This window comes from Pseudomonas sp. ChxA (assembly GCF_030263855.1).
GTDB lineage: Bacteria > Pseudomonadota > Gammaproteobacteria > Pseudomonadales > Pseudomonadaceae > Aquipseudomonas > Aquipseudomonas fluorescens_CB.
The window spans coordinates 5186862-5213769 of sequence record NZ_JARPMK010000001.1 but is presented as its reverse complement, the minus strand read 5'-3'; the positions used below and the strand labels follow the sequence as shown (position 1 = coordinate 5213769).

Annotated in this window: 28 protein-coding genes and 1 pseudogene; 23 read left to right on the top strand and 6 right to left on the bottom strand. The window is 61.7% G+C overall.

Annotated elements, in window-relative coordinates; genetic code table 11:
- The first annotated feature begins 2 nt into the window (after window positions 1-2).
- Genes P5706_RS23295 through P5706_RS23275 form a run of 5 tightly spaced genes read left to right on the top strand, consistent with a single transcriptional unit; the run spans window position 3 to window position 4579 of the window.
- Window positions 3-1991, top strand: a complete 1989-nt coding sequence (locus P5706_RS23295; RefSeq protein ID WP_017136198.1) for a heme lyase CcmF/NrfE family subunit — start codon at window positions 3-5, stop codon at window positions 1989-1991.
- A complete protein-coding gene (locus tag P5706_RS23290; RefSeq protein WP_017136199.1) occupies window positions 1988-2524 on the top strand; it encodes a DsbE family thiol:disulfide interchange protein in 537 nt (178 codons plus the stop codon). The genes P5706_RS23295 and P5706_RS23290 overlap by 4 nt, the downstream gene beginning before the upstream one ends.
- Complete coding sequence (locus P5706_RS23285) at window positions 2521-2994, top strand: cytochrome c-type biogenesis protein (RefSeq protein WP_017136200.1); 474 nt, start codon at window positions 2521-2523, stop codon at window positions 2992-2994. The genes P5706_RS23290 and P5706_RS23285 overlap by 4 nt, the downstream gene beginning before the upstream one ends.
- Entirely contained in the window at window positions 2987-4171 is a 1185-nt protein-coding gene (gene ccmI / locus P5706_RS23280) for a c-type cytochrome biogenesis protein CcmI (protein ID WP_285682055.1), read from the top strand. The genes P5706_RS23285 and ccmI overlap by 8 nt, the downstream gene beginning before the upstream one ends.
- A gap of 15 nt (window positions 4172-4186) precedes the next feature.
- Window positions 4187-4579: a hypothetical protein gene (locus P5706_RS23275; RefSeq protein ID WP_200432735.1), complete on the top strand. Its 393-nt coding sequence runs from the start codon at window positions 4187-4189 to the stop codon at window positions 4577-4579.
- Window positions 4580-4944: 365 nt separating this feature from the next.
- On the opposite strand, the gene P5706_RS23270 is transcribed toward P5706_RS23275, so the two are convergent.
- The gene (locus P5706_RS23270) at window positions 4945-6129 is read right to left on the bottom strand and encodes an MFS transporter (protein ID WP_285682052.1); all 1185 of its coding nucleotides are present in this window, start codon (window positions 6127-6129) and stop codon (window positions 4945-4947) included.
- 110 nt (window positions 6130-6239) lie between these two features.
- On the opposite strand from P5706_RS23270, the gene P5706_RS23265 reads away from it, so the two are divergent.
- The gene (locus P5706_RS23265) at window positions 6240-7142 is read left to right on the top strand and encodes a LysR family transcriptional regulator (protein WP_285682050.1); all 903 of its coding nucleotides are present in this window, start codon (window positions 6240-6242) and stop codon (window positions 7140-7142) included.
- A 121-nt stretch (window positions 7143-7263) separates the two neighbouring features.
- Here the strand turns inward: P5706_RS23265 and P5706_RS23260 are convergent, their stop codons facing one another.
- Complete coding sequence (locus P5706_RS23260) at window positions 7264-7539, bottom strand: DUF6124 family protein (protein ID WP_017136205.1); 276 nt, start codon at window positions 7537-7539, stop codon at window positions 7264-7266.
- A 549-nt stretch (window positions 7540-8088) separates the two neighbouring features.
- Window positions 8089-8505: an NUDIX hydrolase gene (locus P5706_RS23255; protein WP_285682047.1), complete on the bottom strand. Its 417-nt coding sequence runs from the start codon at window positions 8503-8505 to the stop codon at window positions 8089-8091.
- A gap of 418 nt (window positions 8506-8923) precedes the next feature.
- Here P5706_RS23255 and P5706_RS23250 point away from each other — a divergent pair.
- The 14 genes from P5706_RS23250 to phnP all read left to right on the top strand — a co-directional run bounded on the left by P5706_RS23250 (window position 8924) and on the right by phnP (window position 20950).
- A protein-coding gene (locus tag P5706_RS23250; protein ID WP_285678350.1) for an IS3 family transposase occupies window positions 8924-10296 on the top strand; the annotation gives its coding sequence in 2 pieces (ribosomal slippage) (window positions 8924-9395 and window positions 9395-10296; 1374 coding nt in all).
- 213 nt (window positions 10297-10509) lie between these two features.
- The gene (gene phnC, locus P5706_RS23245) at window positions 10510-11343 is read left to right on the top strand and encodes a phosphonate ABC transporter ATP-binding protein (protein WP_138816064.1); all 834 of its coding nucleotides are present in this window, start codon (window positions 10510-10512) and stop codon (window positions 11341-11343) included.
- A 32-nt stretch (window positions 11344-11375) separates the two neighbouring features.
- Window positions 11376-12377: a phosphonate ABC transporter substrate-binding protein gene (gene phnD, locus P5706_RS23240; protein ID WP_200432731.1), complete on the top strand. Its 1002-nt coding sequence runs from the start codon at window positions 11376-11378 to the stop codon at window positions 12375-12377.
- A gap of 147 nt (window positions 12378-12524) precedes the next feature.
- On the top strand, window positions 12525-13307 hold the full coding sequence (gene phnE / locus P5706_RS23235; protein WP_017136208.1) for a phosphonate ABC transporter, permease protein PhnE: 783 nt from the start codon (window positions 12525-12527) through the stop codon (window positions 13305-13307).
- Between the two features lie 36 nt (window positions 13308-13343).
- Entirely contained in the window at window positions 13344-14048 is a 705-nt protein-coding gene (gene phnF, locus P5706_RS23230; RefSeq protein WP_200432730.1) for a phosphonate metabolism transcriptional regulator PhnF, read from the top strand.
- Between the two features lie 3 nt (window positions 14049-14051).
- Window positions 14052-14489: a phosphonate C-P lyase system protein PhnG gene (gene phnG, locus P5706_RS23225; protein WP_285682810.1), complete on the top strand. Its 438-nt coding sequence runs from the start codon at window positions 14052-14054 to the stop codon at window positions 14487-14489.
- Window positions 14489-15079: a phosphonate C-P lyase system protein PhnH gene (phnH, locus tag P5706_RS23220; RefSeq protein WP_017136211.1), complete on the top strand. Its 591-nt coding sequence runs from the start codon at window positions 14489-14491 to the stop codon at window positions 15077-15079. Before phnG ends, phnH begins: the two co-directional genes overlap by 1 nt.
- Window positions 15079-16155 (top strand): carbon-phosphorus lyase complex subunit, encoded by a 1077-nt coding sequence (locus P5706_RS23215; RefSeq protein WP_285682043.1) that lies wholly within the window; start codon window positions 15079-15081, stop codon window positions 16153-16155. The genes phnH and P5706_RS23215 overlap by 1 nt, the downstream gene beginning before the upstream one ends.
- Complete coding sequence (locus tag P5706_RS23210; RefSeq protein WP_110623386.1) at window positions 16148-17014, top strand: alpha-D-ribose 1-methylphosphonate 5-phosphate C-P-lyase PhnJ; 867 nt, start codon at window positions 16148-16150, stop codon at window positions 17012-17014. Before P5706_RS23215 ends, P5706_RS23210 begins: the two co-directional genes overlap by 8 nt.
- Window positions 16975-17784 (top strand): phosphonate C-P lyase system protein PhnK, encoded by an 810-nt coding sequence (gene phnK, locus P5706_RS23205; protein WP_200432800.1) that lies wholly within the window; start codon window positions 16975-16977, stop codon window positions 17782-17784. The genes P5706_RS23210 and phnK overlap by 40 nt, the downstream gene beginning before the upstream one ends.
- Entirely contained in the window at window positions 17784-18503 is a 720-nt protein-coding gene (gene phnL / locus P5706_RS23200; RefSeq protein ID WP_200432801.1) for a phosphonate C-P lyase system protein PhnL, read from the top strand. Before phnK ends, phnL begins: the two co-directional genes overlap by 1 nt.
- Complete coding sequence (locus tag P5706_RS23195; protein ID WP_285682040.1) at window positions 18493-19638, top strand: alpha-D-ribose 1-methylphosphonate 5-triphosphate diphosphatase; 1146 nt, start codon at window positions 18493-18495, stop codon at window positions 19636-19638. The genes phnL and P5706_RS23195 overlap by 11 nt, the downstream gene beginning before the upstream one ends.
- Window positions 19638-20210, top strand: a complete 573-nt coding sequence (gene phnN / locus P5706_RS23190) for a phosphonate metabolism protein/1,5-bisphosphokinase (PRPP-forming) PhnN (RefSeq protein ID WP_200432726.1) — start codon at window positions 19638-19640, stop codon at window positions 20208-20210. The genes P5706_RS23195 and phnN overlap by 1 nt, the downstream gene beginning before the upstream one ends.
- Window positions 20201-20950: a phosphonate metabolism protein PhnP gene (gene phnP / locus P5706_RS23185; protein ID WP_285682037.1), complete on the top strand. Its 750-nt coding sequence runs from the start codon at window positions 20201-20203 to the stop codon at window positions 20948-20950. The genes phnN and phnP overlap by 10 nt, the downstream gene beginning before the upstream one ends.
- A 1043-nt stretch (window positions 20951-21993) precedes the next feature.
- Here phnP and P5706_RS23180 read toward each other — a convergent pair.
- Complete coding sequence (locus P5706_RS23180) at window positions 21994-22689, bottom strand: ArsR/SmtB family transcription factor (RefSeq protein ID WP_285682035.1); 696 nt, start codon at window positions 22687-22689, stop codon at window positions 21994-21996.
- Window positions 22690-22763: 74 nt separating this feature from the next.
- Between P5706_RS23180 and P5706_RS23175 the strand changes: the two genes are divergently transcribed.
- Window positions 22764-23885 (top strand): cytochrome P450, encoded by a 1122-nt coding sequence (locus tag P5706_RS23175; RefSeq protein ID WP_285682033.1) that lies wholly within the window; start codon window positions 22764-22766, stop codon window positions 23883-23885.
- Here the strand turns inward: P5706_RS23175 and P5706_RS23170 are convergent.
- The gene (locus P5706_RS23170) at window positions 23874-24752 is read right to left on the bottom strand and encodes a LysR family transcriptional regulator (protein ID WP_285682031.1); all 879 of its coding nucleotides are present in this window, start codon (window positions 24750-24752) and stop codon (window positions 23874-23876) included. The genes P5706_RS23175 and P5706_RS23170 overlap by 12 nt on opposite strands.
- Window positions 24753-25002: 250 nt before the next feature.
- Here P5706_RS23170 and P5706_RS23165 point away from each other — a divergent pair.
- Window positions 25003-25191: pseudogene (locus P5706_RS23165) on the top strand (type II toxin-antitoxin system HicA family toxin).
- An 11-nt stretch (window positions 25192-25202) separates the two neighbouring features.
- Window positions 25203-25607 (top strand): type II toxin-antitoxin system HicB family antitoxin, encoded by a 405-nt coding sequence (locus tag P5706_RS23160; protein WP_285682029.1) that lies wholly within the window; start codon window positions 25203-25205, stop codon window positions 25605-25607.
- Here P5706_RS23160 and P5706_RS23155 read toward each other — a convergent pair.
- The gene (locus tag P5706_RS23155; protein ID WP_285682027.1) at window positions 25604-26800 is read right to left on the bottom strand and encodes an MFS transporter; all 1197 of its coding nucleotides are present in this window, start codon (window positions 26798-26800) and stop codon (window positions 25604-25606) included. The two genes, P5706_RS23160 and P5706_RS23155, sit on opposite strands and share 4 nt — an antisense overlap.
- Window positions 26801-26908: the final 108 nt, after the last annotated feature.

Genomic DNA, 26908 nt, shown 5'->3' with positions numbered 1-26908 from the left:
CCATGACGTCCGCACTGTTTATTCCGGAGTTGGGCCAACTGGCGATGATCCTCGCCCTGTGCTTCGCCATCGTTCAGGCCGTGGTGCCGTTGCTCGGTGCCTGGCGCGGTGACCGCCTGTGGATGAGCCTGGCGCAACCGGCCGCCTGGGGCCAGTTTGCCTTTTTGGTGTTCGCCTTTGGCTGCCTGACCTACGCCTTTATGACCGACGACTTTTCCGTTGCCTATGTCGCCAATAACTCCAACAGCGCGCTGCCTTGGTACTACAAGTTCAGCGCCGTGTGGGGTGCCCACGAAGGTTCGTTGCTGCTCTGGGCCTTGATCCTCGGCGGCTGGACCTTTGCCGTGTCGGTGTTCTCGCGCCAACTGCCGCAAGTCATGCTGGCCCGCGTGCTGGCGGTGATGGGCATGATCAGCATCGGCTTCCTGCTGTTTTTGATCATGACCTCCAACCCGTTCACGCGCATCCTGCCGCAGATCCCAATGGATGGGCATGACCTCAACCCGTTGTTGCAAGACATCGGCCTGATCGTGCACCCGCCGATGCTTTATATGGGCTACGTCGGTTTCTCCGTAGCCTTTGCGTTTGCCATCGCCGCCCTGCTCGGCGGGCGCCTCGATGCGGCCTGGGCGCGCTGGTCGCGGCCATGGACCATTGTGGCCTGGGCATTCCTCGGTATCGGTATTACCCTCGGTTCGTGGTGGGCCTATTACGAACTCGGCTGGGGCGGCTGGTGGTTCTGGGACCCGGTGGAAAATGCTTCCTTCATGCCTTGGCTGGTCGGCACCGCGCTGATTCACTCGCTGGCGGTCACCGAAAAACGCGGCGTGTTCAAAAGCTGGACCGTGTTGCTGGCCATCGCCGCATTCTCCCTCAGCCTGCTGGGTACTTTCCTGGTGCGTTCGGGCGTGCTGACCTCGGTGCATGCGTTTGCGTCGGACCCGGAGCGCGGCGTGTTCATCCTGATCTTCCTGCTGTTTGTAGTCGGCGGCTCGTTGACCCTGTTTGCGTTGCGCGCGCCGGTGGTCAAGAGCCAGGTCGGCTTCAACCTGTGGTCGCGAGAAACCCTGCTGCTGGGCAATAACCTGGTGCTGGTGGTGGCCGCGTCGATGATTCTGCTCGGCACCTTGTACCCCTTGGTGCTGGACGCGCTGAGCGGCGCCAAGCTGTCCGTCGGCCCGCCGTACTTCAACGCGTTGTTTATCCCGTTGATGGGCCTGTTGATGGTGGTCATGGCCGTTGGTGTGCTGGTGCGCTGGAAAGACACGCCGGTGAAATGGCTGGCCGGCATGCTGATGCCGGTGCTGCTGGGCAGCGTGGCCCTGGCAGTGATCGCCGGGTTTGCCTACGGCGACTTCAACTGGGCGGTGCTCGCCACCTTCCTGCTCGCCGCCTGGGTATTGCTGGCCGGCGTGCGCGACATCTTCGACAAGACCCGTCACAAAGGCCTGATCAAAGGTCTGCCAACATTGACCCGCAGCTACTGGGGCATGCAAGTCGCCCATATCGGCATCGCCGTGTGCGCCCTCGGCGTGGTGCTGTCCAGCCAGAACAGCGCCGAGCGCGACCTGCGCCTGGCGCCGGGTGAGTCCATGGACCTGGCCGGTTACCACTTCATCTTCGAAGGCGCCAAGCACTTCGAAGGCCCGAACTTCACGTCCGACAAAGGCACGGTGCGTGTGGTGCGCAACGGCAAGGAAGTGGCGGTGCTGCACCCGGAAAAACGCCTGTACACCGTGCAAAGCTCGATGATGACCGAAGCGGGTATCGACGCCGGTTTTACCCGCGACCTCTATGTGGCGCTGGGTGAGCCGTTGGGCGACGGTGCCTGGGCGGTGCGCGTGCATGTGAAGCCGTTTGTACGCTGGATCTGGTTCGGCGGTTTGCTCACCGGTTTCGGCGGGTTACTCGCCGCGCTGGACCGGCGTTATCGGGTCAAGGTCAAAAGCCGGGTGCGTGAAGCCCTCGGCCTGCAAGGAGCGGCGGCATGAAGCGTTGGTTGATGGTGTTACCGCTGGCGGCCTTTCTGGTGATGGCAGTGTTTTTATACCGTGGCTTGTACCTGGACCCGGCCGAGTTGCCCTCGGCGATGATCGGCAAGCCATTCCCGGCGTTCAGCCTGAAGACGGTGCAGGGCGACAAGACTCTGACCCAGGCCGACCTGCTGGGCAAACCGGCGCTGGTCAACGTGTGGGGCACCTGGTGCATCTCCTGCCGCGTCGAGCACCCGGTGCTCAACAAACTCGCCGAGCAGGGCGTGGTGATCTACGGCATCAACTACAAGGACGACAATGCGGCGGCCTTGAAGTGGCTGGCCGAGTTCCACAACCCGTACCAGCTGGATATTCGCGATGAGGACGGCAACTTGGGCCTCAACCTCGGCGTGTACGGCGCTCCGGAAACCTTCTTCATCGATGCCAAAGGCGTGATCCGCGACAAGTATGTTGGCGTGATCGACGAAGTGGTCTGGCGCGAGCAACTGGCCGCCAAGTACCAGGCGCTGGTCGATGAGGCCAAGCCATGAAGCGTCTGTTAGCCGCTGCTGTTTTGGCACTTGGATTGGTCGGCGTCGCCCATGCGGCCATCGACACCTACGAGTTCGCCAAGGACGGTGACCGCGAGCGTTTTCGCGAACTGACCAAGGAACTGCGCTGCCCCAAGTGCCAGAACCAGGACATTGCCGACTCCAACGCCCCCATCGCCGCCGACCTGCGCAAAGAGATCTTCCGCATGCTGGGGGAGGGCAAGGACAACCAGCAGATCATCGACTTCATGGTCGATCGCTACGGTGATTTCGTGCGCTACAAACCGGCCCTTACCGGCAAGACTGCGTTGCTCTGGTTCGGCCCCGCCGGGCTGTTGCTGGCCGGCGTGGTGGTGATGGCCGTGATCGTGCGCCGTCGCCGCGCTGCGCCTACTGATGGTTCCGATGCGCTCTCCCCGGATGAACGCAAACGCCTCGACCAATTGCTGGACACCAAGACTGATGATTGATTTTTGGCTCGCAGCAGGGTTGCTGCTCCTGATTGCCCTGAGTTTCCTGTTGATCCCTGTGTTGCGCGGCCGCCGTGCCCAGCGTGAAGAGGATCGCACCGCACTGAACGTGGCGCTCTACCAAGAACGCGTGGCCGAGCTGCAAGTGCAGCAGGACGAAGGCGTGCTGAATGCCGCGCAACTCGACACTGGCCGTGCCGAGGCTGCGCGTGAGTTGCTGGCCGACACCGAAGGCTTAGAAAAGCCGCGCGAATCGCGCTTGGGCAAACCACTGCCGTTTTTGGCGGCGTTTCTCGTGCCGGTCCTGGGCGTTGCGCTGTACCTGCATTACGGAGCGAGCGACAAGGTCGAACTGACCCGCGAATTCTCCCAGCCGCCGGTGTCGATGCAAGACATGACCCGCCGCCTGGAGCGCGCCGCCGCCGCCCAGCCGGACTCGCCGGAAGGCTTGTACTTCCTCGGCCGCGCCTACATGGCTCAGGACCGTTCCGCGGACGCCGCGAAAATCTTCGAACGCACCGTCGCACTGGCCGGGCGCCAGCCCGAACTGCTCGGCCAGTGGGCGCAGGCGCAGTACTTTGCCGACAATAAACAATGGTCGCCCAAGGTGCAGGCGCTGACCGATGAAGCCTTGAAGCTCGACCCCAAAGAAGTCACCAGCCTCGGCCTGCTGGGTATCGCCGCCTTTGAAGGCCAGCGTTATCAGGAAGCCATCGATTACTGGAACCGGCTGTTGGCGCAGTTGCCAGCGGAAGACAACTCCCGTGTCGCGCTGCAAGGGGGCATCGACCGTGCGGCCGAGAAGCTCAAGGAAAGCGGGGGCACGGTTGCGGCAAAAACCGTGATGAAAGTGCGCGTGGACCTGGCACCTGAGGTGAAGGCCAAAGCCCTGGCCACCGACAGCGTGTTTATCTTCGCCCGTGCGGTAAACGGCCCACCGGCGCCGTTGGCGGCCAAGCGCGTCACCGTGGCTGAACTGCCGGTCACCGTCGAACTGGGCGATGCGGACGCAATGATGCCGCAGTTGAAACTGTCGAACTTCCCCGAAGTCCAACTGGTTGCGCGCATATCCCGGGCCGGTCAACCGACCACTGGCGAGTGGATCGGCCGCAGCCAACCCTTGGCCAGCAGCACCACTGCGCTGCAGCAGCTGACCATCGACACTCCGGACAAATAATTCGAGGAAACGCCTATGACCGCATTTGCACGCATCACCTTGCTCAGCCTGGTACTCGGCTTGAGCGCTTGTGCGGTCCATCGGCCTCCCGCGCCCACCGGCCCGACTATCCCGCCGTCTGGCCCGGCGACCCAGCCAAGCACCCAGCCTTCCGGCCCGGTAACGCCGCCGCCGAAACCTGTGCCAAGCAAATCGCCCACCTTCGCCCCACCACCTGGCGCGGCCAGCCACTGGGACGGCAAGATGCAGGTGTATGTGCTCGACGAACAGCCTGACACCTTCTACCGCCAGCGCACTTACTACCGCTGGAGCAACGGCTGGAGCCGCTCCATCAGCCCGAACGGGCCGTGGGAAGACACCGACATACACGGCGTGCCGCCGGGGTTGAGCAAGCAATACGCGCAATAACAAAAGGCGACCTTTGAAAGGTCGCCTTTTTTATTACTCAACTTGAAACGCAATCCACTGTGGGAGCTGGCAAGCCAGCTCCCACAGTAGATCCCCTTTGATCGTTCGAATTTGATCGTTCCCACGCGCAGCAAAGGAATGCATGCGGTGACGCTCTGCGTCAGGCCCACTTCGGGACGCAGAGCGTCCCAGGCGGCATTCCTTTGCTGCGCGTGGGAACGAGCATTACCTGACTTGAAACGCAATCCCCTGTGGGAGCTGGCTTGCCTGCGATAGCGGTACACCTGCTGGCTAGGTATTGCCTGGTCCACCGCTATCGCGGGCAAGCCCGCTCCCACAGTTTTGATCTCCATTTGATCTGAGATTTACGCCAGTTCTTGAATGCGGCGCGGCGCTCCGAGCCAGTGAATCACCCCAGCCACCACCCCCAACACCACCCCAAATTCCACAATCCCCACCCAACCAAACTGCGCCATCAACCACCCACTCACCGTCGCCCCAACCGCTCCACCCACAAACGTCGCGGTCATATACAAACTGTTAATCCGCCCCTGCGCCTTGGGGTCCACCGCAAACGCCCGCGTCTGATTGGCCACCAACCCGGCCTGCACACCGATATCCAGCACAATCACGCCCAGCACCAGCAAGATCAATGACGTCTGCGCCCCCGCCAGCATCAAAAACGCCAAGGTCACAATCCCCACGCTGGCGCCAATCACCTTGCGACAACCCAGCTTGTCCGCCGCCCGCCCGCCATACGACGCCGCAAACGCACCCACCGCGCCGATAATCCCGAAACCACCGGCCCAGGCACTGCCCAGCTGCCACGGCCCATTGGCCAGCAACCCGGCCAAATTCACCCAAAACGCGTTGAAGCACGCCCACAACAACGCCTGCACCATCATCGATTGCCGAATCGGGCTGTTATCGCGCATCAACGGCCACAGTGAAGCCAGCAGACGAGGGTAGGACAGGTCGGTACTCGGCACGCCCGGCGGCAGCAGCCTGGCTGCGATAAACCACACCGGGATCATGAACGCTGCCTCCATGGCATACACCGCCCGCCAGCCATACGCTTCACCGACCACACCGCTGATGGTGCGCCCAAGCAAAATCCCTAACATGATCCCGCTGACCACCGTGCCCACATTGCGCCCGCGTTCGTGGGGCTGCGACATCACCGCCGCAAAGGGCACCAACTGTTGCGGCACGCAACACACCACGCCGAGGCCGAACGAGGCGCCGATCAACGCCCAAATGCTCGGCGCAAAGGTCGCAGCCAAGGCAAAGCAGAACGCCAGCGCAATCTGCCCGAGTACCAGCTTGCGCCGGTCAAAGCGGTCGCCCATGGGCAGTAAAAATGCCAACCCAGTGGCGAACCCCAGCAAGGCCGCGCCCGCCACCAGGTTGACCGTCGACACCGCCACGCCCATGTCCGAGGCAATCAACGGCAGCACCGGCTGGGTGCAGTAAATGTTGGTGACCACCGCGCCGGCGATCACCGCCATCATGATGATCTTGCCTCGCGGCGGTGCATTCTCGGATGTCATGGCGTTTGCCTCATGTCGCTGGGGGATGAGTCGCCAACCTTACGCAGTCGCGTTTATGTCGATAATCCCCTAGGATCGGGAATCATCCTTCCAGAATTTGATAGGGCGTTATGAACCGTCTTGAATCGATGTCGGTGTTTGTCGCGGTGGTGGAGGCGGGTAGCTTGTCGGCGGCGGCGCGCCAGTTGGGCATGCCGCTGGCAACGGTCAGCCGTAAAGTTGCGGAACTGGAAGCTCACCTCAAATCCCGGCTGCTGCACCGCACCACGCGGCAGTTGTCGCTGACGGACATGGGTGCTTCCTATCTGGCGGCGTGCCAGCGGATTCTCGAAGAGATCGGCGAAGCCGAACGGGCCGCCACCGGCGAATATGCCGTGCCCAAAGGCGAGCTCACGGTGACCGCGCCCATCGTGTTCGGGCGCCTGCATATCGTGCCGGTGGTGGCGGAGTTTCTGGCGCAGTACCCCGAGATCAGCGTCAACCTGGTGCTCACCGACCGCGTGGTGCACCTGATGGAAGAACAGTGCGACGTGGCCGTGCGCATTGGCGACCTGCCGGACAGCTCACTCAAGGCGGTGCAAGTCGGCACGGTGCGGCGGGTGGTGTGTGCCAGTCCTCATTATCTGCAAACCCATGGCGAACCGACCACGCCGCAGACGCTGACGGACCACAGTTGCATCACCTTTGAAGTGCTGTCCTCGGTGGGCGCGTGGGTGTTTGGGGCGGGTAAAGCGCAACAGAGCGTGCCCGTGCATTCGCGGCTGTCGGTGAACACCGCGGAAGCGGCGATTACGGCGGCAACGCTGGATGTTGGCGTGATTCGGGTGCTGTCGTATCAAGTGGCGGACGCAGTGCAAAAGGGTGATTTACAGGTGGTGCTGCAGCCCTACGAATCAGCGGCGTTGCCGATCAGCCTGGTGCACAAAGGGCAGGCGCCATTGCCGCTGAAGGTGCGCGCCTTCCTGGATTTCGTCACCCCGCGACTGCGCGTGCGTGACGCAAATATCCCCTGATGTACGCACAACCAATGTGGGAGCTGGCTTGCCTGCGATACCGTTGGGTCAGTTGGCAGATGGGTAGCTGACACACCGCTATCGCAGGCAAGCCAGCTCCCACACTAGATCGCCTCAGCCATCAGGCCACGGGACACTCCCGATTCAGCGCTTGATCCACCAACAATTGCGCAATCTCAACCATCTGCACCACTGCCAGCACCTGCTTGCGGCTTGATCCATCCAAGTGCTCGGCACAGTCGTAGGCACACACCGTCGCCGATTCCAGCATCTCGCTGGCATTGCTCAAGGCAACTTCGGTACTGAGGCCGGGGCGGACGGTGAAGATGAGGTTGGGTGGGGTTTGTGGGGTGTCATCCGAGGTGGATGGCGGAGGGTTAGGCGTGACTTTTTTCATGGTGTTACTCCTGGAGTTAAAGGAGTCGCCACGATCACTTCCACATGATTGGGTGGCGACTGTACGCAGGTGTGGAAGACCGGACTCCAGGACCCCGGCGCACCCGAAGGTGCCCCGCGCACAGCCGCCATAACACTTTATAGCGGGCATGAAAAAAGCGCCCGCTAGAGGCTATGGGCGCTTATACGCCTGGAGAGTTCGGGCTTCCACACCCGTTCGCTGATTTTGCAGCGACCCGCGAAGGTTAGCGGTGAGGTTGATCGGACGCAACCCGAAATATGTGTAGGGCAGATCTTCACATACATTGGCCGGTAGCCATCACACGACGGGGGGAGGCGACTGTACACGGGGTGGTAGGCCGGTCATAGGAACCCGGCAGGCCGAAAAGCCTCCCATGCACAGCCGCCACTGAGCAGGTTGGAAAGGGTGAACCATACGCAGGTTGGTCGACCGGGGAATGGGAAACCCGGCAGGGCTTGGCCCTCCTGCGTATGGCTCGGTCAACATAATGCAGAGCGGTTAACTGACTGGGCGTAGGGAAAGTCTTGTTCAGCTTTGGTTATCACCAAGCCTCTCTATCAATGTAGTCAGCGCGCCCTTAAAGATTGGGTGCCATTCATGGGTAAGTTCACTGCTCAATGGGTGCCAGAAAAATCGAAATTCATGGCCTCCATCATCTTCAGCAAAATGGGTCCAGTTATCCGCAAGCTCTACCGAAGCCCGGCATTGGTGAAAAGCCCAGGTATGGCCGGTGATCTCTGAATGCCAGGGGCCCAAGCCCCGTATTACGCTGCCGTTTATTCCGGACTCTTCGCGCAGTTCTCGGATGGCGGCGGCCTCTGTGGTTTCGCCTGGCTCTATGCTGCCCTTGACCAGTTGGAAACCGGCGAGGGGGTGTTCGAAGGCCAGGATTTCCAAAGTCTGTCTTTTTCGCAGTACGACGGGGCAAGCCTTGGCGATGATCATTGAGGTTTGTCTTCCATGTTTTGGGACAATTTATATGGGCGTGAAGCAATCGCAGGAACATTGAATACCTTAAGGCAAGCCAAGCCCCTGTGGCGAGGGAGCTTGCTCCCGCTGGACTGCGCAGCAGTCCCAACCCAGCCACCTTCGATCCACCTGACACACCGCGCCCGTCGTTTTTTGGGGCCGCTTCGCAGCCCAGCGGGAGCAAGCTCCCTCGCCACGGGGAATTGCGGTGGCTTTGCAACCTTTCACAAAACCTGTAGATCGTTCCCACGCGCAGCAAAGGAATGCATCCCGTGACGCTCTGCGTCACCGTTGCGTAAACCTTCGCCTGATTCGGGACGCAGAGCGTCCCAGGCGGCGTTCCCACGCAGAGTGAACTGACCCCCAAAGGTTGGACACAACCTTTGGGGGTGTCATGGGTAAGTACACAGAGCAAGTAAAACTGGCAGCAGTGCAGGACTACTGTTCCGGTAGCGCGGGTTTGAGGGATGTGGCACACCGTCACAATGTGGATTTTTCATCCCTTCGCCAGTGGGTTGCGGCCTATCAGGTGCATGGCGCTGCCGGGCTGAAACAGAAAAAGCTGCAGCGCTATAGCAACGACTTCAAACTGTCTGTTTTGAAACGTATGCGTAAGGAACAGCTGTCCTATCGGCAGACGGCGGCCTTGTTCGACATCCGCAGGTTCGGCATCATCGGCCTCTGGGAGCGCCGCTATGATGAGGGCGGTTTTGATGCCCTTACCAAGCAGCCTAATAGAGCCGGACGTCCGAAAAAAATGCCAACCACCATTCCTCCTGTTCAACCCGACTCACCCGATGATGAGTCGCGCTCACGCGATGATTTGCTTGCCGAGGTAAAGCAGTTGCGGATGGAAAACGACTACCTAAAAAAGCTCGATGCCTTGGTTCAGGAGAAGAAACGAGTAGCGCAGCAGAAAAAGCGCGAATCGTAATAGGACTGAGGCCGCGGCACTCTCTCGAAAGCCTGCTGAAGTTCGCCGGTTTGGCACGCAGCACCTTTTACTATCAGCAAAAGGCGCTGCAAGCGGCTGATAAGCACGCTGAGCTGAAAGACAAGATTCGTTCGACGTTCGATGAGCATAAGGGCCGGTATGGCTACCGCCGGATAACGGCTGCGGTACGAAGCGCTGGTCATCTCGTCAATCACAAGACGGTTCAGCGACTGATGGCGCAGCTTCAGCTCAAGAGCTTGGTGCGCGTGAAGAAATACCGAGCCTACAAGGGTGAGGTAGGCAAGGTAGCGGCAAATCTTTTGAGGCGTGAGTTCGAAGCTCCGTCACCCAATCAAAAGTGGGTAACCGACGTTACAGAGTTCAAAGTTGGAGGCCAGAAGCTTTATCTGTCGCCCGTTTTGGATCTGTACAACGGCGAAATCATTTCCTATGAGGTTGCCAGAAGGCCGCTGTTCGATATGGTCGGGAAGATGCTCAAAGGTGCATTCAAGCGACTTCAGCCGCATGAAAAACCGGTTTTGCACTCAGACCAGGGCTGGCAGTATCGAATGCCCATTTACCTGCAGGCTCTCAAAAAAAGCTCCGTGACGCCGAGCATGTCGCGCAAGGGTAACTGCTACGACAATGCGGCCATGGAGAGTTTTTTCGGCACACTGAAGTCAGAGTTTTTTTATCTGAATAAATTTAACGACCTTGATGAGCTTCACGCTGGCATCGACGAGTACATCCAGTATTACAATCACTCGCGTATCAGACTGAAGCTAAACGGCCTGAGTCCTGTTGAATACAGAACTCAGGCCGCTCAGGCATAGATGGGTAAACGTCCAACTTTGTGGGGTCAGTTCAGAGCGTGGGAACGATCGGTCACAGGGGATTGCGGTGGCTTTGCAACCTTTCACAAAACCTTCATCAAACCGCCGCCCGGCAGTCATGTGCAAGTAATAGCACTGACACCTCCCGCGCCTACTGTCGTTTGAACTCAACCGCAGCCCTTGTGTGGCTGTTCAAACCAGACAGAGAAGCCCATGACTCACGCTATCCATGTCGATCACTTGAACAAGACCTTTGCGAAGAAGTCCGCATTGGTCGACCTCGAACTCACCATTGCCGCAGGTGAGATGGTCGCGCTGATTGGCGCTTCCGGTTCCGGCAAGTCCACGTTGTTGCGCCATTTGGCGGGCCTGGCCTGTTGCGACAAGAGCAACGGCGGCAGCGTCAAGGTGTTGGGCCGGGAGGTGCAGGCCAGTGGGCGCTTGAATGGCAAGGTGCGGCGGTTGCGCGCAGACATCGGCTACATTTTCCAGCAGTTCAACCTGGTCAACCGCCTGAGCGTGCTCGACAACGTACTGCTCGGTTGCCTGGGCCGCATGCCGCGCTGGCGCGGCAACCTCGGTTTGTTCAATGCCGAGGAAAAGGCGTTTGCCCTCGAATCCCTCGCCCGTGTGGGCTTGGCCGACCTGGCCGGGCAGCGTGCTTCGACCTTGTCCGGCGGTCAGCAGCAGCGCGTGGCGATTGCCCGTGCATTGACCCAGCGCGCCGAAGTCATCCTCGCCGATGAGCCTATTGCCTCGCTGGACCCGGAGTCGGCGCGCAAGGTCATGGAGATCCTCGCCGACATCAACCGCCGCGACGGCAAGACCGTGGTGGTGACCCTGCATCAAGTCGATTACGCCATGCGTTATTGCCCGCGTGCCGTGGCCCTTAAAGGCGGGCGCATTCATTTCGACGGGCAGGGCAGCGCCATGAGCAGCCAGTTCCTCAACGATTTGTACGGTGCCGACGTCGACACCAGCCTGATGTTTTCCGACCAGACCCGCACAGCCGTCGCCACGCCTCGGCTGGCCATGGCGCGCGCTTGAAACCCTACTCACGACCCACAGGAATCCCGTCCATGTTGAACCGTATCGGCCAAGTGTTTCTGTCTGCGGTGTTGCTGGCCGGCGCCGCCATGGGCACTGCCCAGGCCGCCGACAAAGCCATCAACTTCGGCATCATGTCCACCGAGTCTTCGCAGAACCTCAAGAGTGTGTGGCAGCCGTTTCTGGATGACATGCAGAAGAAGACCGGCCTGACCATCAACGCCACCTTCGCCTCCGACTACGCCGGGTTGATCCAGGGCATGCGCTTTAACAAGGTCGACGTGGCCTGGCTGGGCAACAAGGCGGCGATGGAGGCGGTGGACCGTTCCAACGGCGAGATCTTCGCCCAGACCGCCGCCGCCAATGGCGCTGCCGGTTACTGGAGCGTGCTGATCGTGCGCAAGGACAGCCCGATCAACAACGTCGACGACATGCTCAAAAACGCCAAGAACCTGACCTTCGGCAACGGTGACCCGAACTCCACCTCGGGCTACCTGGTGCCGGGCTACTACGTGTTCGCCAAGAACCATGTGGATGCCGCCACCGCGTTCAAACGCACGCTCAACTCCAGCCATGAAGTCAACGCACTCAGCGTGGCCAAGGGGCAGTTGGACGTGGCCACCTTCAACACCGAAAGCTGGGACCGCCTGGAAGTCACCCAGCCGGACAAAGCCGCAATGCTCAAGGTGATCTGGAAATCGCCGCTGATCCCGGCCGACCCGATGGTGTGGAGCAAGGCGCTGACGGACAGCGAGAAAACCAAGATCCGTGATTTCTTCGCCAACTATGGCGACACCGATGAAGAGAAAGCGGTGCTGAAGAACATGCAACTGGGCAAGTTCCTCGCTTCCAACGACGACCAGCTGTTGCCGATCCGCCAACTGGAGCTGTTCAAGCAGCGCACCACCATCAGTGCAGACGACAAGCTGGAAGCGGCCGACAAGGCCAAGAAGCTCGCCGACATCGACGCCGACCTGGCCAAGCTGCAACAGCGCATCTCCGAGCTGGACAAGAAAACTGCGGCAAACGGCTAACCCCAGTAGGAACCGGCTTTTGTGGCGAGGGAGCTTGCTCCCTCTGGGGTGCGAAGCACCCCAATAGCTGGCGACTGCTTCGCAGTCGAAAGGGAGCAAGCTCCCTCGCCACAGAAAGCACACCTCACAACAACTGAGAGTGAACCCATGACTACCTTACACGCTGAAGCCGTCGGCAAGCGCACCTGGCCGCAATACCTCGGCTGGGGCCTGTTCCTGGTCCTGCTGGCCTGGGCCTGGCACGGCGCCGAGATGAACCCGCTGGCGCTGTACCGCGATTCCGGAAACATGGCGACCTTCGCCGCCGACTTCTTCCCGCCCGACTTCCACGAATGGCGCTCCTACCTCAAGGAGATGATCGTCACCGTACAAATCGCCCTGTGGGGCACGGTGCTGGCCATCGTCTGCTCGGTGCCGCTGGGCATCTTGTGCGCCGACAACATCACCCCGTGGTGGGTCCACCAACCGCTGCGCCGCGTGATGGACGCCTTCCGCTCCATCAATGAAATGGTGTTCGCCATGCTGTTCGTGGTCGCCGTCGGCCTCGGTCCTTTCGCCGGTGTTTTGGCCTTGTGGATCAGCACCACCGGCGTGCTCGCCAAGCTGTTTGCCGAAGCCGTCGAAGCCATCGACCCAGGCCCGGTAGAAGGCGTGCGAGCCACCGGCGCGAGTGCCTTGCAGGAAGTGATCTACGGCGTGATCCCGCAAGTGATGCCGCTGTGGGTGAGCTACGCGCTGTACCGCTTCGAAGCCAATGTGCGCTCGGCGACGGTGGTGGGCATGGTCGGCGCCGGCGGTATCGGCGTGATCCTCTGGGAAAACATTCGCGCCTTCCAGTTCGTACAAACCTGCGCGGTGCTGCTGGTGATCATCGTGGTGGTGAGCTGTATCGACGTGCTGTCCCAACGCCTGCGCAAGCAGTTCATCTGACGCCGGAGGGGTGCCCGCGCGGCGCTTTTTTTAAGCATGCAGTTGTCTAGACAAGATGAGCCGGTGTACCGCGAACTCGCGGATATCCTGCGCCGTGAATTGAGCAGCTACCAGGCCGGTGACTTCCTGCCCGGCGAGGTGCACATGGCCGAGCGCTTTGGCGTCAACCGCCACACCTTGCGCCGCGCCATCGACGAGCTGGTGTTTGAAGGCAGCCTGTTGCGCCGCCAGGGCAAGGGCACCCAGGTGCTCGACCGCCCGCTGATTTACTCGATGGGCGCCGAGACCTCCTACAGCCAATCACTGTCGGCCCAGGGCGTCGGCGTGCAGGCGGTGTTGCTCAAGCGCCGCTACTGCTACGCCAGCCGCGACGAAGCCCTGCATTTGGGCATCGCCGAGATGGCCCCGATGATCGAGCTGCAAACCCTGCGCAAGCTTGATCACCAGCCCGTCAGCCTGATCCGCCATCGCTACTGCGCCAGCCGTGCGCCGTTGCTGGCCGATTACAACGGCGGCTCCCTGCGCCAGTACCTGCGTGAACGAGCGCTGCCGCTGACCCGCACCCAAAGCCTGATCGGTGCGCGTCTGCCCAACCGTGATGAAGCCGCGCTGCTGATGATGCCTCGGCACTTGCCGGCCCTCACGGTGTTTACCCTTTCCTGCGATCGCGACGGCCGCCCGGTGGAGCTGGCGCAGTCCACCAGCCGTTCGGATCGCTTTCAGTACCAAGTGGTGACTTGAATGATGAATGTGTCCCCGCGACAACATTGGATCGGCGTATTAGCCCGCGCCCAGCTCAATGAATTGCAACCCTTTGAGGCCGCGTTGAAAGACGCCGAGTACCAACTGATCCGCGCCCCGGAAATCGGCATGACCCTGGTGCGCGGGCGCATGGGCGGTGACGGCGCGGCCTTCAACGTCGGCGAAATGAGCGTGACCCGCTGCGTGGTGCGCCTGGCCGACGGCCGTACCGGCTACAGCTACCTGGCCGGGCGCGACAAGCTGCATGCCGAGCTGGCCGCGTTGGCCGATGCGCATCTGCAAGGCACGCAACCGAGCCTGTGGCTCAGCGACTTGATCACCGCCCTGGCCACTGCCCAGGCCCAGCGCCGTGCGCAAAAAGAAACCGACACCGCTGCCACCAAGGTCGAGTTCTTCACCCTGGTACGAGGAGAAAACTGATGAACGCTCAACTATTGCAACCGGCCTTTGTCGAGCCGGTGCTGGATGCCCAGCGTGGTTTTCGTGCTGCCCTCAAGGCGTTGGCCGAACCCGGTTTGATCCAGCATCTGCCGTCCGCGCCACGCCTCGACGGCCTGGCGCCCGCCACCTACGCGCTGTGCCTGGCCCTGCTGGATATGGACACGCCACTGTGGCTGGCGCCGAGCTTCGACACGCCGCTGATCCGCGCCAACCTGGCCTTCCACTGTGGTTGCCCGCTCACCGATAAACGCGAAGACGCAGTGTTCGCGCTGCTCGGTGAGCAAGACCTGCTTGACCTCGGCGGCTTCGACCACGGCAACGACCGTTACCCGGATCAGTCCTGCACCTTGCTGGTTCAGCTTACCGACCTGGAGTCCGGTCGCGGCCTGCACTGGCGCGGCCCAGGGATCAAAACCCAGCGCCTGGTAAACCTGCCGGTGCCGCAAGCCTTCTGGCAAGAGCGCCAACGCCGCGAAGCCTTCCCGCGTGGTCTGGACTTGGTGTTCACCGCCGGCCACCACCTGATCGGCCTGCCGCGCAGCAGCCGTATTGCACAGGAGCACGCCTGATGTACGTAGCCGTCAAAGGTGGCGAACAGGCCATCGACAATGCCCACCGCCTGCTGGCAAAAAAACGCCGGGGCGATACCGCCATTCCTGAACTCAGCGTGAGGCAGATCCGCGAGCAATTGCCGCTGGCGGTGGCGCGGGTGATGACCGAAGGCTCGTTGTTCGACGAAGAGCTGGCTGCGCTGGCGATCAAGCAGTCAGCAGGGGATTTGGTCGAGGCGATCTTCCTGCTGCGCGCCTACCGCACCACGCTGCCGCGCTTCAGCCCGAGCCTGCCGATTGATACGTCGCAGATGTCCTTGAGCCGACGCCTGTCAGCCACCTTCAAGGACGTGCCCGGCGGCCAACTGCTCGGCCCGACCTTCGACTACACCCACCGCCTGCTGGATTTTTCGCTGCTGGCCGAAGGTCAATACCCAGGCCCGCAGACCCCGGCGGATGCACAGATTGACGCCTGCCCACGGGTGCTTGGTTTGCTCGCCAAAGAAGGCTTGATCAAAAACGAAGCCGACGACAACGCCAGCGTCGCCGACATCACCCGCGACCCGCTGGAATACCCGGCCAGCCGCGCCGAGCGCCTGCAAGCCCTGGCCCGTGGCGACGAGGGTTTCCTGCTCGCGCTGGGCTATTCGACCCAGCGCGGTTACGGCCGTAACCACCCGTTTGCCGGTGAGATTCGCATCGGCGACGTCGAGGTGTGGATCGACCCCGAAGAGCTGGGCTTTCCCATCTGCCTGGGCAGCATCGAAGTCACCGAGTGCGAGATGGTCAACCAGTTCGTCGGTTCGGCCACCGAGCTGGCGCAGTTCACCCGTGGCTACGGTTTGGCGTTCGGGCATGCCGAGCGCAAGGCCATGGGCATGGCGCTGGTCGACCGCTCGCTGCGCGCCGGGGAATACAACGAAGAAGTCGTCTCACCGGCCCAACGCGAAGAGTTTGTGCTGGCCCATTGCGACAACGTCGAGGCGGCGGGGTTTGTCTCGCACCTCAAATTGCCTCACTACGTGGACTTCCAGTCCGAGCTGGAACTGATCCGCAAACTGCGCCAACCGGCCGAGGGCAACCGCCATGAATGACTTGACCCAACCGGCTGTGCGCGACCCGGCGTACAACTTCGCCTACCTCGACGAACAGACCAAACGCATGATCCGCCGCGCCTTGCTCAAGGCCGTGGCGATTCCCGGTTACCAAGTGCCGTTTGGCGGCCGCGAAATGCCGTTGCCTTACGGCTGGGGCACCGGCGGCATGCAATTGACCGCCGCGATCCTCGGTGATGATGACGTGCTCAAGGTGATCGACCAGGGCGCCGACGACACCACCAACGCCGTGTCGATCCGGCGCTTTTTCGCCCGCACGGCGGGGGTTGCCACCACCGAAGCGACGCCCGACGCCAGCGTGATCCAGACCCGCCACCGCATCCCGGAAACGGCGCTGCAGGCCGGTCAAATCATGGTTTACCAAGTGCCGATCCCCGAGCCGCTGCGCTTTATCGAACCCTCGGAAACCGAGACCCGCACCATGCACGCCCTCAACGACTACGGGGTGATGCACGTCAAACTCTACGAAGACATCGCCACCTTCGGCCATATCGCCACCAGCTACGCCTACCCGGTGATGGTCGATGAGCGCTACGTGATGGACCCGTCGCCGATCCCTAAATTCGACAACCCCAAACTCGACATGAGCCCGGCGTTGATGCTGTTCGGCGCCGGTCGCGAAAAGCGCCTGTACGCGGTGCCGCCGTACACCCAGGTCACCAGCCTGGACTTCGAAGACCATCCGTTCGAAGTGCAGAAGTGGGCACACAACTGCGCCATCTGCGGCAGCCACGATTCCTTCCTCGATGAGCTGATTCTCGACGACGCGGGAACCCAGAGTTTTGTGTGTTCCGACACCTGGTATTGCGCCCAACGCGTCAAGGAGAACAACCAGTGAGCCAGCCTTTGCTTCAAGTACGTGACCTGTCGTTGCTTTACGGCCCGGAGAAGGGCTGCCAGGGCGTCAGCTTTGATCTTTACCCGGGTGAAGTGCTGGGGATTGTCGGCGAATCCGGCTCAGGTAAATCCACCTTGCTCTCGCTGCTGAGCGGGCGTTTGCCGCCGCAAGCCGGCAGCATCGGCTACCGCAGCAAGGACGGCGAATGGCTGGATTTGTACAGCGCCAGCGAAGCCGAGCGCCGCACCTTGCTGCGCACCGAATGGGGTTTTGTCGAGCAGAACCCACGGGACGGCCTGCGCATGGGCGTTTCGGCCGGCGCCAACATCGGCGAGCGCCTGATGGCCCAAGGCGTGCGCAACTATGCGCAGCTGCGCGGCGCCGGTCTGGATTGGCTCGGCCAGGTGGAAATCGACCCGCAGCGCATCGACGATTTGCCGCGCACCTTCTCGGGCGGCATGCAGCAGCGCCTGCAAATCGCCCGCAACCTCGTCTCCAGCCCGCGCTTGGTATTCATGGACGAACCCACCGGCGGCCTGGATGTGTCGGTGCAAGCGCGCCTGCTCGACCTGTTGCGCGGCCTGGTACGTGAGCTGGATTTGGCGGTGGTGATCGTCACCCACGACCTGGCCGTTGCGCGTTTGCTCGCCGACCGCCTGATGGTGATGCGCCGCTCCCGCGTGGTGGAAACCGGGCTCACTGACCAGATCCTCGACGATCCACAGCACCCTTACTCTCAACTGCTGGTGTCTTCGGTATTGCAGCCATGATGAATGCCTTGATTGAGGTCCGTGACCTCTCGAAAACCTTCACCCTGCATCAGCAACACGGCGTGGTGCTCAACGTGCTGCGCGGTGTGGCGTTCAGTGTGCAGGGCGGTGAATGCCTGGTACTGCATGGCCAGTCCGGCGCGGGTAAAAGCACCTTGTTGCGCACCCTTTACGGCAACTACCTGCCAGCGGGTGGCAGCATTCGTGTGCAGCATGCCGGTGAGTGGCTGGAGTTGGTCGGCGCCGAGCCGCGTGACATTCTCCAGGTGCGCCAGCAGACCCTCGGTTACGTCAGCCAGTTTCTGCGTGTCATCCCCCGCGTGGCCTGCCTGGACGTGGTGATGGAGCCGGCCCTGGCCCGTGGCTGGTCGAAGGCCGATGCACAGGCCCGCGCCGAACAGCTGCTCACGCGCCTGAACATCCCGCAGCGCTTGTGGCAACTGGCGCCCGGCACCTTCTCCGGTGGCGAACAACAGCGCGTCAATATCGCTCGGGGCTTCATGGTCGCCTGGCCGGTGATGTTGCTGGACGAACCTACCGCGTCCCTGGACGACAGCAACCGCCAAGTGGTGCTGGAACTGATGAACGAAGCCAAGGCCGCCGGCGCGGCGCTGATCGGCATCTTCCACGACCGCGCCGCCCGTGAAGCGGTCGCTGACCGCCATTTCGACATGACCCCATCGCCCGTCGCCCAAGAGGAATACGCCCATGCCCGCTGAACAGATCCTCACCAATGCCCAGGTCGTCACGGCGGAGCGCATGTTCCAGGGCACGGTGGTGCTGCGCGACGGCAAGATTGTCGACCTCGCCGAAGGCCGCAGCCAGTTACCCCAGGCCCAGGACCTGGGCGGCGATTGCCTGCTGCCGGGCCTGGTAGAGCTGCACACCGACAACCTGGAAAAACACATGACCCCGCGCCCCGGCGTGGACTGGCCGTCGATCTCGGCGGTGCTCAGCCATGATGCGCAAATCATTGCGGCGGGGATCACCACAGTGTTCGACGCGGTGTCCATCGGCGATGTGAACCCCAAGGGCAACCGCATGAAAAAGCTGCCGGCGATGCTCGATGCGATCGCCCAGGCAGAAGACGCCGGTTTGACCCGCGCCGAGCACCACCTGCACCTGCGCTGCGAGCTGTGCCACCCGGACACCCTCAGTGTGTTCCGCGACCTGGTGGAAAACCCGCTGGTGCGGCTGGTGTCGGTGATGGACCATTCGCCGGGCCAGCGCCAGTTCGTGCTCGAATCCAAGTACCGTGAGTACTACATGGGCAAGTACCACCTCAACGACGAAACCATGGACGCGTTTATCGTGCTGCAAATGGCCAACTCCAAGGAATATAGCGACCGCTATCGTGCGGCCATCGTCGCCCATTGCCTGGAGCGCGGCCTGTCGGTGGCCAGCCATGACGACGCGACGCTGGCGCATGTGGAGGAGTCGGCGGGCTACGGCATGACCATCGCCGAATTCCCCACCACGCTGGAGGCGGCGAAGGGCTGCCAGGCACTGAACATGAAAGTTCTGATGGGCGCGCCGAACGTGGTGCGCGGCGGGTCGCACTCGGGTAATGTGGCCGCCGCCGGCCTGGCTGCCGAAGGATTGCTGGATATACTTTCCAGTGACTACTACCCGGCCAGCCTGTTGCAGGCGGCCTTTGTGCTGGCCGATCAACAGGATGGCGGCGACCTGTCGCGGGCCGTCAAGATGATCAGCCTGGCGCCTGCGCAAGCGGCGGGCCTGGCGGATCGCGGTGAAATTGCGATAGGCCTGCGAGCGGATTTGGTGCAAGCCCGTCGCTGCGAGGGGCTTCCTGTAGTGCAACAAGTCTGGCGACAAGCGAAGAGGGTGTTTTGATGGCAGGCAGGTTGATCTATCTCATCGGGCCATCCGGTTCGGGCAAGGACAGCCTGCTGGATGCCGCACGCCCACGCTTGGCCGAGCGCGGCTGCCGCATTGTGCGCCGCGTGATCACCCGTTCGCCGGAAGCGGTGGGCGAGGCCGCGCAAGGGGTGAGCCCGGAACAGTTCGCCGCGCTGCTGGCCGAGGGCGCGTTTGCCCTCAGTTGGCAGGCCAATGGCTTGTGGTATGGCATTCCCAAGGCCATCGATGAATGGCTGGCGGCGGGGGACGATGTGCTGGTCAATGGCTCGCGTGCGCACCTGGCACAAACCCGTGAGCGCTATCCGAGCTTGCTGGTATTGCTTCTGACGGTGGATCAGGCCGTATTGCGCCAGCGCCTGATGGCGCGCGGGCGCGAGTCCCAGGCCGATATCGAGGAACGCCTGGCGCGCAATGCGCGGTTTACTGCTGATTTGATCGCGGGCAATGGCCGCGGATTGTTTGTACTCGACAATTCCGGCCCGCTGGAAAACACCGTCGAGCGCTTGCTCTGCTGCCTCGATCACGGGCACACGGCATGCGCCTGACCTTACTGGGCACCGGTGACGCGCGGCAGGTTCCGGTGTATGGCTGCGAGTGCGCGGCGTGCGGTCTGGCACGCAGTGATGCCAGCCTGCGCCGCCGCCCGTGCAGCGCGTTGATCGAGTGCGGCGACCAGCGCTGGTTGATCGACAGTGGCTTGCCCGACCTCTGCGAACGCTTCCCGCCGCGCAGTTTTAATGGGATTTTGCAGACGCACTATCATGCCGATCACGCTCAGGGTTTGTTGCACCTGCGTTGGGGCCAGGGCTTGATCATTCCGGTACACGGCCCCGCCGACCCGGAGGGTTTGTCCGACCTCTACAAACATCCGGGCATCCTCGATTTCAGCCAGCCGTTTGCCGAGTTTGAAACCCGACGGTTTGGCGAACTGAGCGTTACTGCGTTGCCGCTGCAGCATTCAAAGCTGACCTTGGGTTATCTGCTCGAAGGCGAGGGGCGGCGCATCGCCTACCTCACTGACACCGTCGGTCTACCGCCGGCTACCTTGGCCTGGTTGCAACGAGAGCCGTTGGACGTGCTGGTACTCGACTGCTCCATGCCGCCGCAGCCGCAAGCGCCGCGTAATCACAATGACCTGACGTTGGCGTTGCAGAGTATCGAAGAAACCGGCGCGCAGTTGGGTGTGTTGACCCATGTGGGGCACACCTTCGATGCCTGGTTGCTGGAACACCGACGCGAGTTGCCACGGCATGTGACGGTGGCCTGGGATGGCCGGATTCTCTAGCAGGCGCCGCTTGTTCATGTGGGAGCTGGCTTGTCTGCGATGGCTGTCTTTTGTTGGTGTACATATCCGTTATTTGGGTAACGGCTGCCTATGGTTCCGCCCTTACGGCGGGTCACTTTTGTAAAGACACAAAAGTAACCAAAAAGTCTTCGCCCCAACACTCGGTGCCTCGCTTAGGCTCGGCATGCCCGCAATCCGCCAGTGATTTGGGGGGCCGCCGCGATGGGCCATCCTTGGCCCAGCGCGGCTAAACCGGCGTCCTGCCGGTTTACCCCCCAAATCACTGTCAGATTGCGGCCATCGTGTTTAACGGGGCGATTTCAGATCAAGATCAAAAGCGCAGATCAAAAGACCGCTGACTTCGTCATCGAAAAGGATGTAAGGGCCGGAGCAACAGCAACAGCAACAGCAACAGCAGAACCATACTCGGTCACCTGTGGGAGCTGGCTTGCCTGCGATGGCATCAACCCGGTGTACCTGATGTACCGAGGTGCCTGCATCGCAGCGGTGCGACGATTCGACAAGCCAGCTCCCACAGAAAAGCAGCTCTTCAGTGCATGCAAATCCGCAGCCGATCTCATATTCAAAACTGCATGCGCTCCCACATTTAGACCGCGTTGCATCAGGTAGACAGGCTTTTGCTTTGCACTTGATCTGGCTTTGGATTCAACCACTCAGGTCGGCTTTCAGGCCGCCGTGCTGTAGATTTTGATCTTGATCTGCTTTTGATCTCAGACGCCCCGTTAACCACGATGGCCGAACGCAGGCTTGAATCCGTGGGTAACCCGGCAGGACGCCGGGTTAGCCGCGCTGGGCCAAGGATGGCCCATCGCGGCGGCCCACGGATTCAAGCCGGAGTGAGGGCACACCGAGCCTAAGCGAGGTGCCAAGTGGTGGGGCACAGACCTTTTGGTTACTTTTGGGGCGTTTGCCAAAAGTGACCCGCTGTAAGAGCGGAACCCTAAGCGGCCGTTACCGCAGCAACGGATATTTACACCACCAAAAGACCGCCACCGCAGGCAACCCACCTCCCACCTTTAATCTTATTGCCCGGCAGTTTCTAAGCCAAAGCGCGCTGCAAACGCCTTGCGCCCCTTGGCCGTGACCCCCAGCGCCCGGCTGTCCAGATCCTGAGTCACCCACCCACGACCAATCACGCACTGCAAAACCGCTGCACCCAATGCCCCTGCCAAATGCGGCCGGCGCATGCTCCAGTCCAGGCAAGCGCAGGCAAAACGCCGACGCTGCGCGCGTAACGCAGGCATATCCAGCCCCAACGCGATCATCGCGGTTTCACCGGGCGTCGTCAGCGCATAGGTGCCATCGCCAACCAGCCACCCAGAGGCGATGAAATGGTCGTGCAGTTGCACCGCCAGCGTGCCGGCCATGTGGTCGTAGCAGGTACGTGCGAGTCGCAGGCGGTTGGGCGTGCTGGGGACAAACGCCTGGGCGGTGTTGCGGCTGATCACCATCAACCCTTCGATGGCCTGGGCCACGTGCGCGCCGGCAAGGCTGTAGTAACGGTGTCGGCCCTGGGTGTGCAGCGTGAGCAGGCCATCGTCCTTGAGCCTGGCCAAGTGGGCGCTGGCCGTCGAGGTGCTGACGCCGGCAATCACGGCCATCTCGGTGCTGGTGCGCGCATGGCCATCCATCAGCGCGCAGAGCATTTTCGTGCGCGCAGGCTCTGCTATCGCCCCGGCGATTTGTGAGAGTGCCGCGTCATCATCAAAGGCGTTCATATTTCGTTCCTGAACGAATCATTGCCGCGTGGGAGCGCCGATAGTAACGCTTCTTTAAGCACAGGACGTCCCGGATGACACCGCTGCAAGCTGCTACCCATGTTGATCCCTATGCGTATTACGCCAGCCTGCGGCGTCATGAAGAACTGCTGTTCGATGCCGAGCTGGGCCTGTGGGTCGCCAGTCGGGCCAAGACGGTGGAGGCGGTGCTGGCACACCCGGACTGTCACGTACGCCCGTTACACGAGCCGGTGCCCAAGGCGATAGCACAGGGTACGGCAGGAGAGGTTTTTGCGCGGTGGATGCGCATGAACGAAGGCCCGGCGCATCGATGCCCTCGGGCGGCGATTGAGCCGGCATTGGCGGCTGTGGAGGCGTCGGCCATCGCCGAGCAGGTCGCTCGGTTGATCGACAGCGTGCAGACCCTGGATGCGCTGATGTTTACCTTGCCCGTCGCGGTGGTTGCGTCGCTGCTGGGATGCCCTGCGCCACAAGTGGCGTGTGTCGCCGGGCTCACGCGGGCGTTTGTCGCCGGCCTTTCACCGCTGAGCAGTGAAGCGCAGTTGTGCACTGCGCAGGCCGGCGCGTCGCAGTTGCAGCGGATGTTCCGAGAGGTCTTGGAAGAAACCGCGCTGCTGGCCCATATCCGTGGCGGCAACTGGGAGGATGCGCAGGTGTTGACGGCCAATCTGATCGGGCTGTTGTCGCAGACCTGCGAAGCCAGCGCCGGGTTGATCGGCAACTCACTGGTGATGCTTGCGCGGCACCCTGAGCTGGTCGCGCAGATTGTACGCACGCCAGCCCTCGCCACGGCGCTGGTGGAGGAGGTGGCGCGTTACGATTCACCGGTGCAAAACACACGGCGATTCGTGGCGGCGCGCTGCACCATCGGCAACCGGGTGTTGGCGGCGGGGGAGAGTATTTTAGTTCTGCTGGCGTCGGCCAATCGCGACGCTGAGGCCAACACCGATCCCGACAGTTTTGTGCTGGCGCGCACGCAACGGCACCTGTTCAGCTTTGGTAGCGGGCGCCATCACTGCCCAGGCCAACAGATGGCACTGACGATCGCCGCGCACGCTGTGTTGGCCGTGTTGCGTCGTCAGCCGGCTTTGCTGGCGGGCGCGAGCCGCTTCAGCTACTGGCCATCGCTTAACGGCCGTATCCCCAGGTTCAGCGCTACGGGGCTAAACGAGTAACCCTTCTACATACTCCACAAACGCCCGTGCCTTGGCACTCGCCATTCGGCCTGTGGGGAACACCGCCCATAAATCGATGGGCGGCAATCGCCAGTCGTTCAGCACGGCTTTTACTTCGCCGCTGGCCAACTCCGGGCCAAACATCCAGGTCGACGCCATGGCCAGGCCCAAATGGTTGAGCACCGCGGCGCGTACGCCTTCGGCCGAGGTTACGCGTATGCGGCCACTGGCGACGATCGGGAAGTGGCTGTCGCCTTTGCTGAAGGTCCAGCGTGCGCCGCCGCCCAGGCTGTAGATGATCGCTTGATGTTGCAGCACATCCGCCGGAGTGGCGGGCTCACCGAAGCGTTCGAAGTAGGTTGGGGTGGCCAGGATTTGCCGATGGGATTGGGCAATCTTGCGCGCGGTAAGGCCTGAGTCGACCAGGTTGCCCATGCGCAGGGCCACGTCGATGCCTTCTTCCACCAGGTTGAGCGAATGGTCATTGAGCACCACTTCAATATTGACGGCGGGATATCGCTCCAGAAATGGCCCCAGGTGCGGGATGACGTGCAACCGCGCAAAGGTGGTGGCAGCACTGACGCGCAGGTTGCCCGACAGCCCGGCCCCGGCGCCGCGTGCAGCGTCGTCGGCCTCGTTGGTTTCATCGATGACGCGCTTGGCCCGCTCGAAATAGGCAAGGCCCGCTTCGGTCGGGGTCAGGCCGCGTGTGGACCGCAACAGCAACCGCACCGCCAGGCGCGCCTCCAATTGCGCGATGCTTTTCGACACGGCGGGCTGGCCGATGCCCAAGCGTTTGGCTGCCGCGGAGAACGAGCCGGTTTCGACCACGTGGACGAAGGTTTCCATTGCGCTGAGGCGGTCCATCGAAGGTCCTTGGTTAGCGGGTGAGGGCCTCAAGCATGGCTGAGGGTTCTGGGCGTTGAGTGTAATCGGGGTTGACCTCGGCGTATCGAATCACGCTTGCCTGCAACCCGAGTGGAAGGCATGGGGTGGGAATAAATCGGTGCATTTCCAATATTCAGCAATACGGCCGCCAGTCCGACCAACGAAATCTGTGCTTGAGTAAAGATAACTCTAGGGTTGTTTTTATTCAGGCCAAGCCAAGGAGGCTGGGGTGCAAAGCAGGTTATTGATCAAGGAGCTGCAAGAGTCGGGTTGGGTGCTGGATCGGGTCACGGGCAGTCATCATATTTTTACCCACCGCTATAACCCGTAAACGATCCCGTTGCCTCATCCCAAAAAGGACCTGCCTCCGGGCACCGTCCGCAGCATCAGAAAGCGCGCCGGGCTGTTTCAGTTTTAAGGAGAGCATGTATGCAATACCCAATCTGTATCGAATGGGGCGATGACTTCACCGCCACCGGTATCCAGATCCCCGATATTCCAGGCGCGGTCACCGCCGGCGACAGTTTTGAAGAGGCGTATAACGCCGCGGTAGAAATCGCCCACATCCTGCTGCAAGAAATCGCGGCCGAAGGCGGGGTGATTCCGATGCCGACGTCAGTGGCCAACCACCACGCCCACAAAGACTACGCCGGCATGGGCTGGGGTATGTTGGAGCTGGATATCTCGCCCTATTTGGGCAAGACCGAGAAGGTCAATGTGACCTTGCCCGGTTATGTCATTCAGCGTATCGACCGCTATGTGCGCGAGCACAAGGTTAAAAGCCGCTCGTCATTTCTGGCGGATGCGGCGTTGGAGAAGTTGGTGCGTTCTTAAGCGGTAGCCACCTCGGCCTGGCGCGAAGCGCTCAGGAACCGCAACAGCGCCACCAGCGGGAATGCACTGCCCACCAGCATCACGCCCAGCCAGCCGCCGTGTTCATACACGCTGCTGGCAATCGCCGAGCCGAAGGCGCCGCCGATGAAGATGCTGGTCATGTACAACGCGTTCAGGCGGCTGCGGCTGTTGGCATCAAGGGCGTAGATGGCGCGTTGGCCGAGGACCATGTTCATCTGCACGCAGAAGTCCAGCACCACGCCGGTCAGCGCCAGGGCGATCACGCTGTACAACGGGTGTACAAAAGCCGGCAGGAAGCTCAGCGCGGCAAACACCATGGCCAGCAGCGAGGCGCGCTGTGTGTGGCCGGCATCGGCCAGGCGCCCGGCGATAGGCGCGGCGATAGCGCCCAAGGCGCCGACCAGGGCAAACAGGGCGATTTCGCTTTGGCTCAGGCCATGATTACGTGCCAGCTCCAACGGTGCAGCGGTCCAGAACAGGCTGAAAGTGGCGAACATGCAGCCTTGGTAGAACGCGCGCTGACGCAGTAGCGGTTGCTTGCGCAGCAAGGTGCCCAGCGAGCCCAGCAGTTGGCCATAGCTGGCGCTATGGTCGGGCTGGCGCTTGGGGATGGTCAGCATCAGCACCGCACTGATAAACACCATCACCGCAGCCGCCGCCATGAACATCGCACGCCAGCCAAAGTGGTCAGCCACCAGGCTGGACACCGGCCGCGCCAGCAGAATACCCAGCAACAAGCCACCCATGATGCTGCCGACCACCCGGCCTCGGGACTCGGCGGGCGCCAGGTGCGCGGCCAGCGGGATAAGAATTTGCACCGAGACGGAACTGAAGCCAATCAGCAACGACACAAGCAGGAACACATTCGGCTGCTCGGCAAACGCTGCACCCAGTAGGCTGGCGATGGCCACCAGGTTGGTGATGATCATCAGCTTGCGGTTTTCCAGCAGGTCGCCCAGCGGCACCAGAAAGAACAGGCCCAGGGCATAGCCGATTTGCGTGAGTGAGACAATCAGGCTCGCCAGTGCCGGGGTCAGGCCGATGTCCGGCGCGATCAGCTCGATGATCGGTTGGGCGTAGTAGATGTTGGCAACAATGGCGCCGCAACAGAACGCAAACAGCATCACCATGCCTCGGGTCATGGTGCTTGAAGCGTGTGAGGTAGCGGTCATGGTGTTCTCATTCAAGCGAAGGAAGGTGGCGTGCGAGGGTAAAGGCAACACCTGCGCCGGTGTAGGGCGCGCGCATTGATATCACTCATGCCGCAAATTAATGACTGA

What these genes read in the sequence shown, in the direction of transcription:
- P5706_RS23295 (WP_017136198.1), top strand. Translation starts at nt 3, where the DNA reads ATGACGTCCGCACTGTTTATTCCGGAGTTGGGCCAACTGGCGATGATC.
- P5706_RS23290 (WP_017136199.1), top strand. Translation starts at nt 1,988, where the DNA reads ATGAAGCGTTGGTTGATGGTGTTACCGCTGGCGGCCTTTCTGGTGATG.
- P5706_RS23285 (WP_017136200.1), top strand. Translation starts at nt 2,521, where the DNA reads ATGAAGCGTCTGTTAGCCGCTGCTGTTTTGGCACTTGGATTGGTCGGC.
- ccmI (WP_285682055.1), top strand. Translation starts at nt 2,987, where the DNA reads ATGATTGATTTTTGGCTCGCAGCAGGGTTGCTGCTCCTGATTGCCCTG.
- P5706_RS23275 (WP_200432735.1), top strand. Translation starts at nt 4,187, where the DNA reads ATGACCGCATTTGCACGCATCACCTTGCTCAGCCTGGTACTCGGCTTG.
- P5706_RS23270 (WP_285682052.1), bottom strand. Translation starts at nt 6,129, where the DNA reads ATGACATCCGAGAATGCACCGCCGCGAGGCAAGATCATCATGATGGCG.
- P5706_RS23265 (WP_285682050.1), top strand. Translation starts at nt 6,240, where the DNA reads ATGAACCGTCTTGAATCGATGTCGGTGTTTGTCGCGGTGGTGGAGGCG.
- P5706_RS23260 (WP_017136205.1), bottom strand. Translation starts at nt 7,539, where the DNA reads ATGAAAAAAGTCACGCCTAACCCTCCGCCATCCACCTCGGATGACACC.
- P5706_RS23255 (WP_285682047.1), bottom strand. Translation starts at nt 8,505, where the DNA reads ATGATCATCGCCAAGGCTTGCCCCGTCGTACTGCGAAAAAGACAGACT.
- phnC (WP_138816064.1), top strand. Translation starts at nt 10,510, where the DNA reads ATGACTCACGCTATCCATGTCGATCACTTGAACAAGACCTTTGCGAAG.
- phnD (WP_200432731.1), top strand. Translation starts at nt 11,376, where the DNA reads ATGTTGAACCGTATCGGCCAAGTGTTTCTGTCTGCGGTGTTGCTGGCC.
- phnE (WP_017136208.1), top strand. Translation starts at nt 12,525, where the DNA reads ATGACTACCTTACACGCTGAAGCCGTCGGCAAGCGCACCTGGCCGCAA.
- phnF (WP_200432730.1), top strand. Translation starts at nt 13,344, where the DNA reads ATGCAGTTGTCTAGACAAGATGAGCCGGTGTACCGCGAACTCGCGGAT.
- phnG (WP_285682810.1), top strand. Translation starts at nt 14,052, where the DNA reads ATGAATGTGTCCCCGCGACAACATTGGATCGGCGTATTAGCCCGCGCC.
- phnH (WP_017136211.1), top strand. Translation starts at nt 14,489, where the DNA reads ATGAACGCTCAACTATTGCAACCGGCCTTTGTCGAGCCGGTGCTGGAT.
- P5706_RS23215 (WP_285682043.1), top strand. Translation starts at nt 15,079, where the DNA reads ATGTACGTAGCCGTCAAAGGTGGCGAACAGGCCATCGACAATGCCCAC.
- P5706_RS23210 (WP_110623386.1), top strand. Translation starts at nt 16,148, where the DNA reads ATGAATGACTTGACCCAACCGGCTGTGCGCGACCCGGCGTACAACTTC.
- phnL (WP_200432801.1), top strand. Translation starts at nt 17,784, where the DNA reads ATGAATGCCTTGATTGAGGTCCGTGACCTCTCGAAAACCTTCACCCTG.
- P5706_RS23195 (WP_285682040.1), top strand. Translation starts at nt 18,493, where the DNA reads ATGCCCGCTGAACAGATCCTCACCAATGCCCAGGTCGTCACGGCGGAG.
- phnN (WP_200432726.1), top strand. Translation starts at nt 19,638, where the DNA reads ATGGCAGGCAGGTTGATCTATCTCATCGGGCCATCCGGTTCGGGCAAG.
- phnP (WP_285682037.1), top strand. Translation starts at nt 20,201, where the DNA reads ATGCGCCTGACCTTACTGGGCACCGGTGACGCGCGGCAGGTTCCGGTG.
- P5706_RS23180 (WP_285682035.1), bottom strand. Translation starts at nt 22,689, where the DNA reads ATGAACGCCTTTGATGATGACGCGGCACTCTCACAAATCGCCGGGGCG.
- P5706_RS23175 (WP_285682033.1), top strand. Translation starts at nt 22,764, where the DNA reads ATGACACCGCTGCAAGCTGCTACCCATGTTGATCCCTATGCGTATTAC.
- P5706_RS23170 (WP_285682031.1), bottom strand. Translation starts at nt 24,752, where the DNA reads ATGGACCGCCTCAGCGCAATGGAAACCTTCGTCCACGTGGTCGAAACC.
- P5706_RS23160 (WP_285682029.1), top strand. Translation starts at nt 25,203, where the DNA reads ATGCAATACCCAATCTGTATCGAATGGGGCGATGACTTCACCGCCACC.
- P5706_RS23155 (WP_285682027.1), bottom strand. Translation starts at nt 26,800, where the DNA reads ATGACCGCTACCTCACACGCTTCAAGCACCATGACCCGAGGCATGGTG.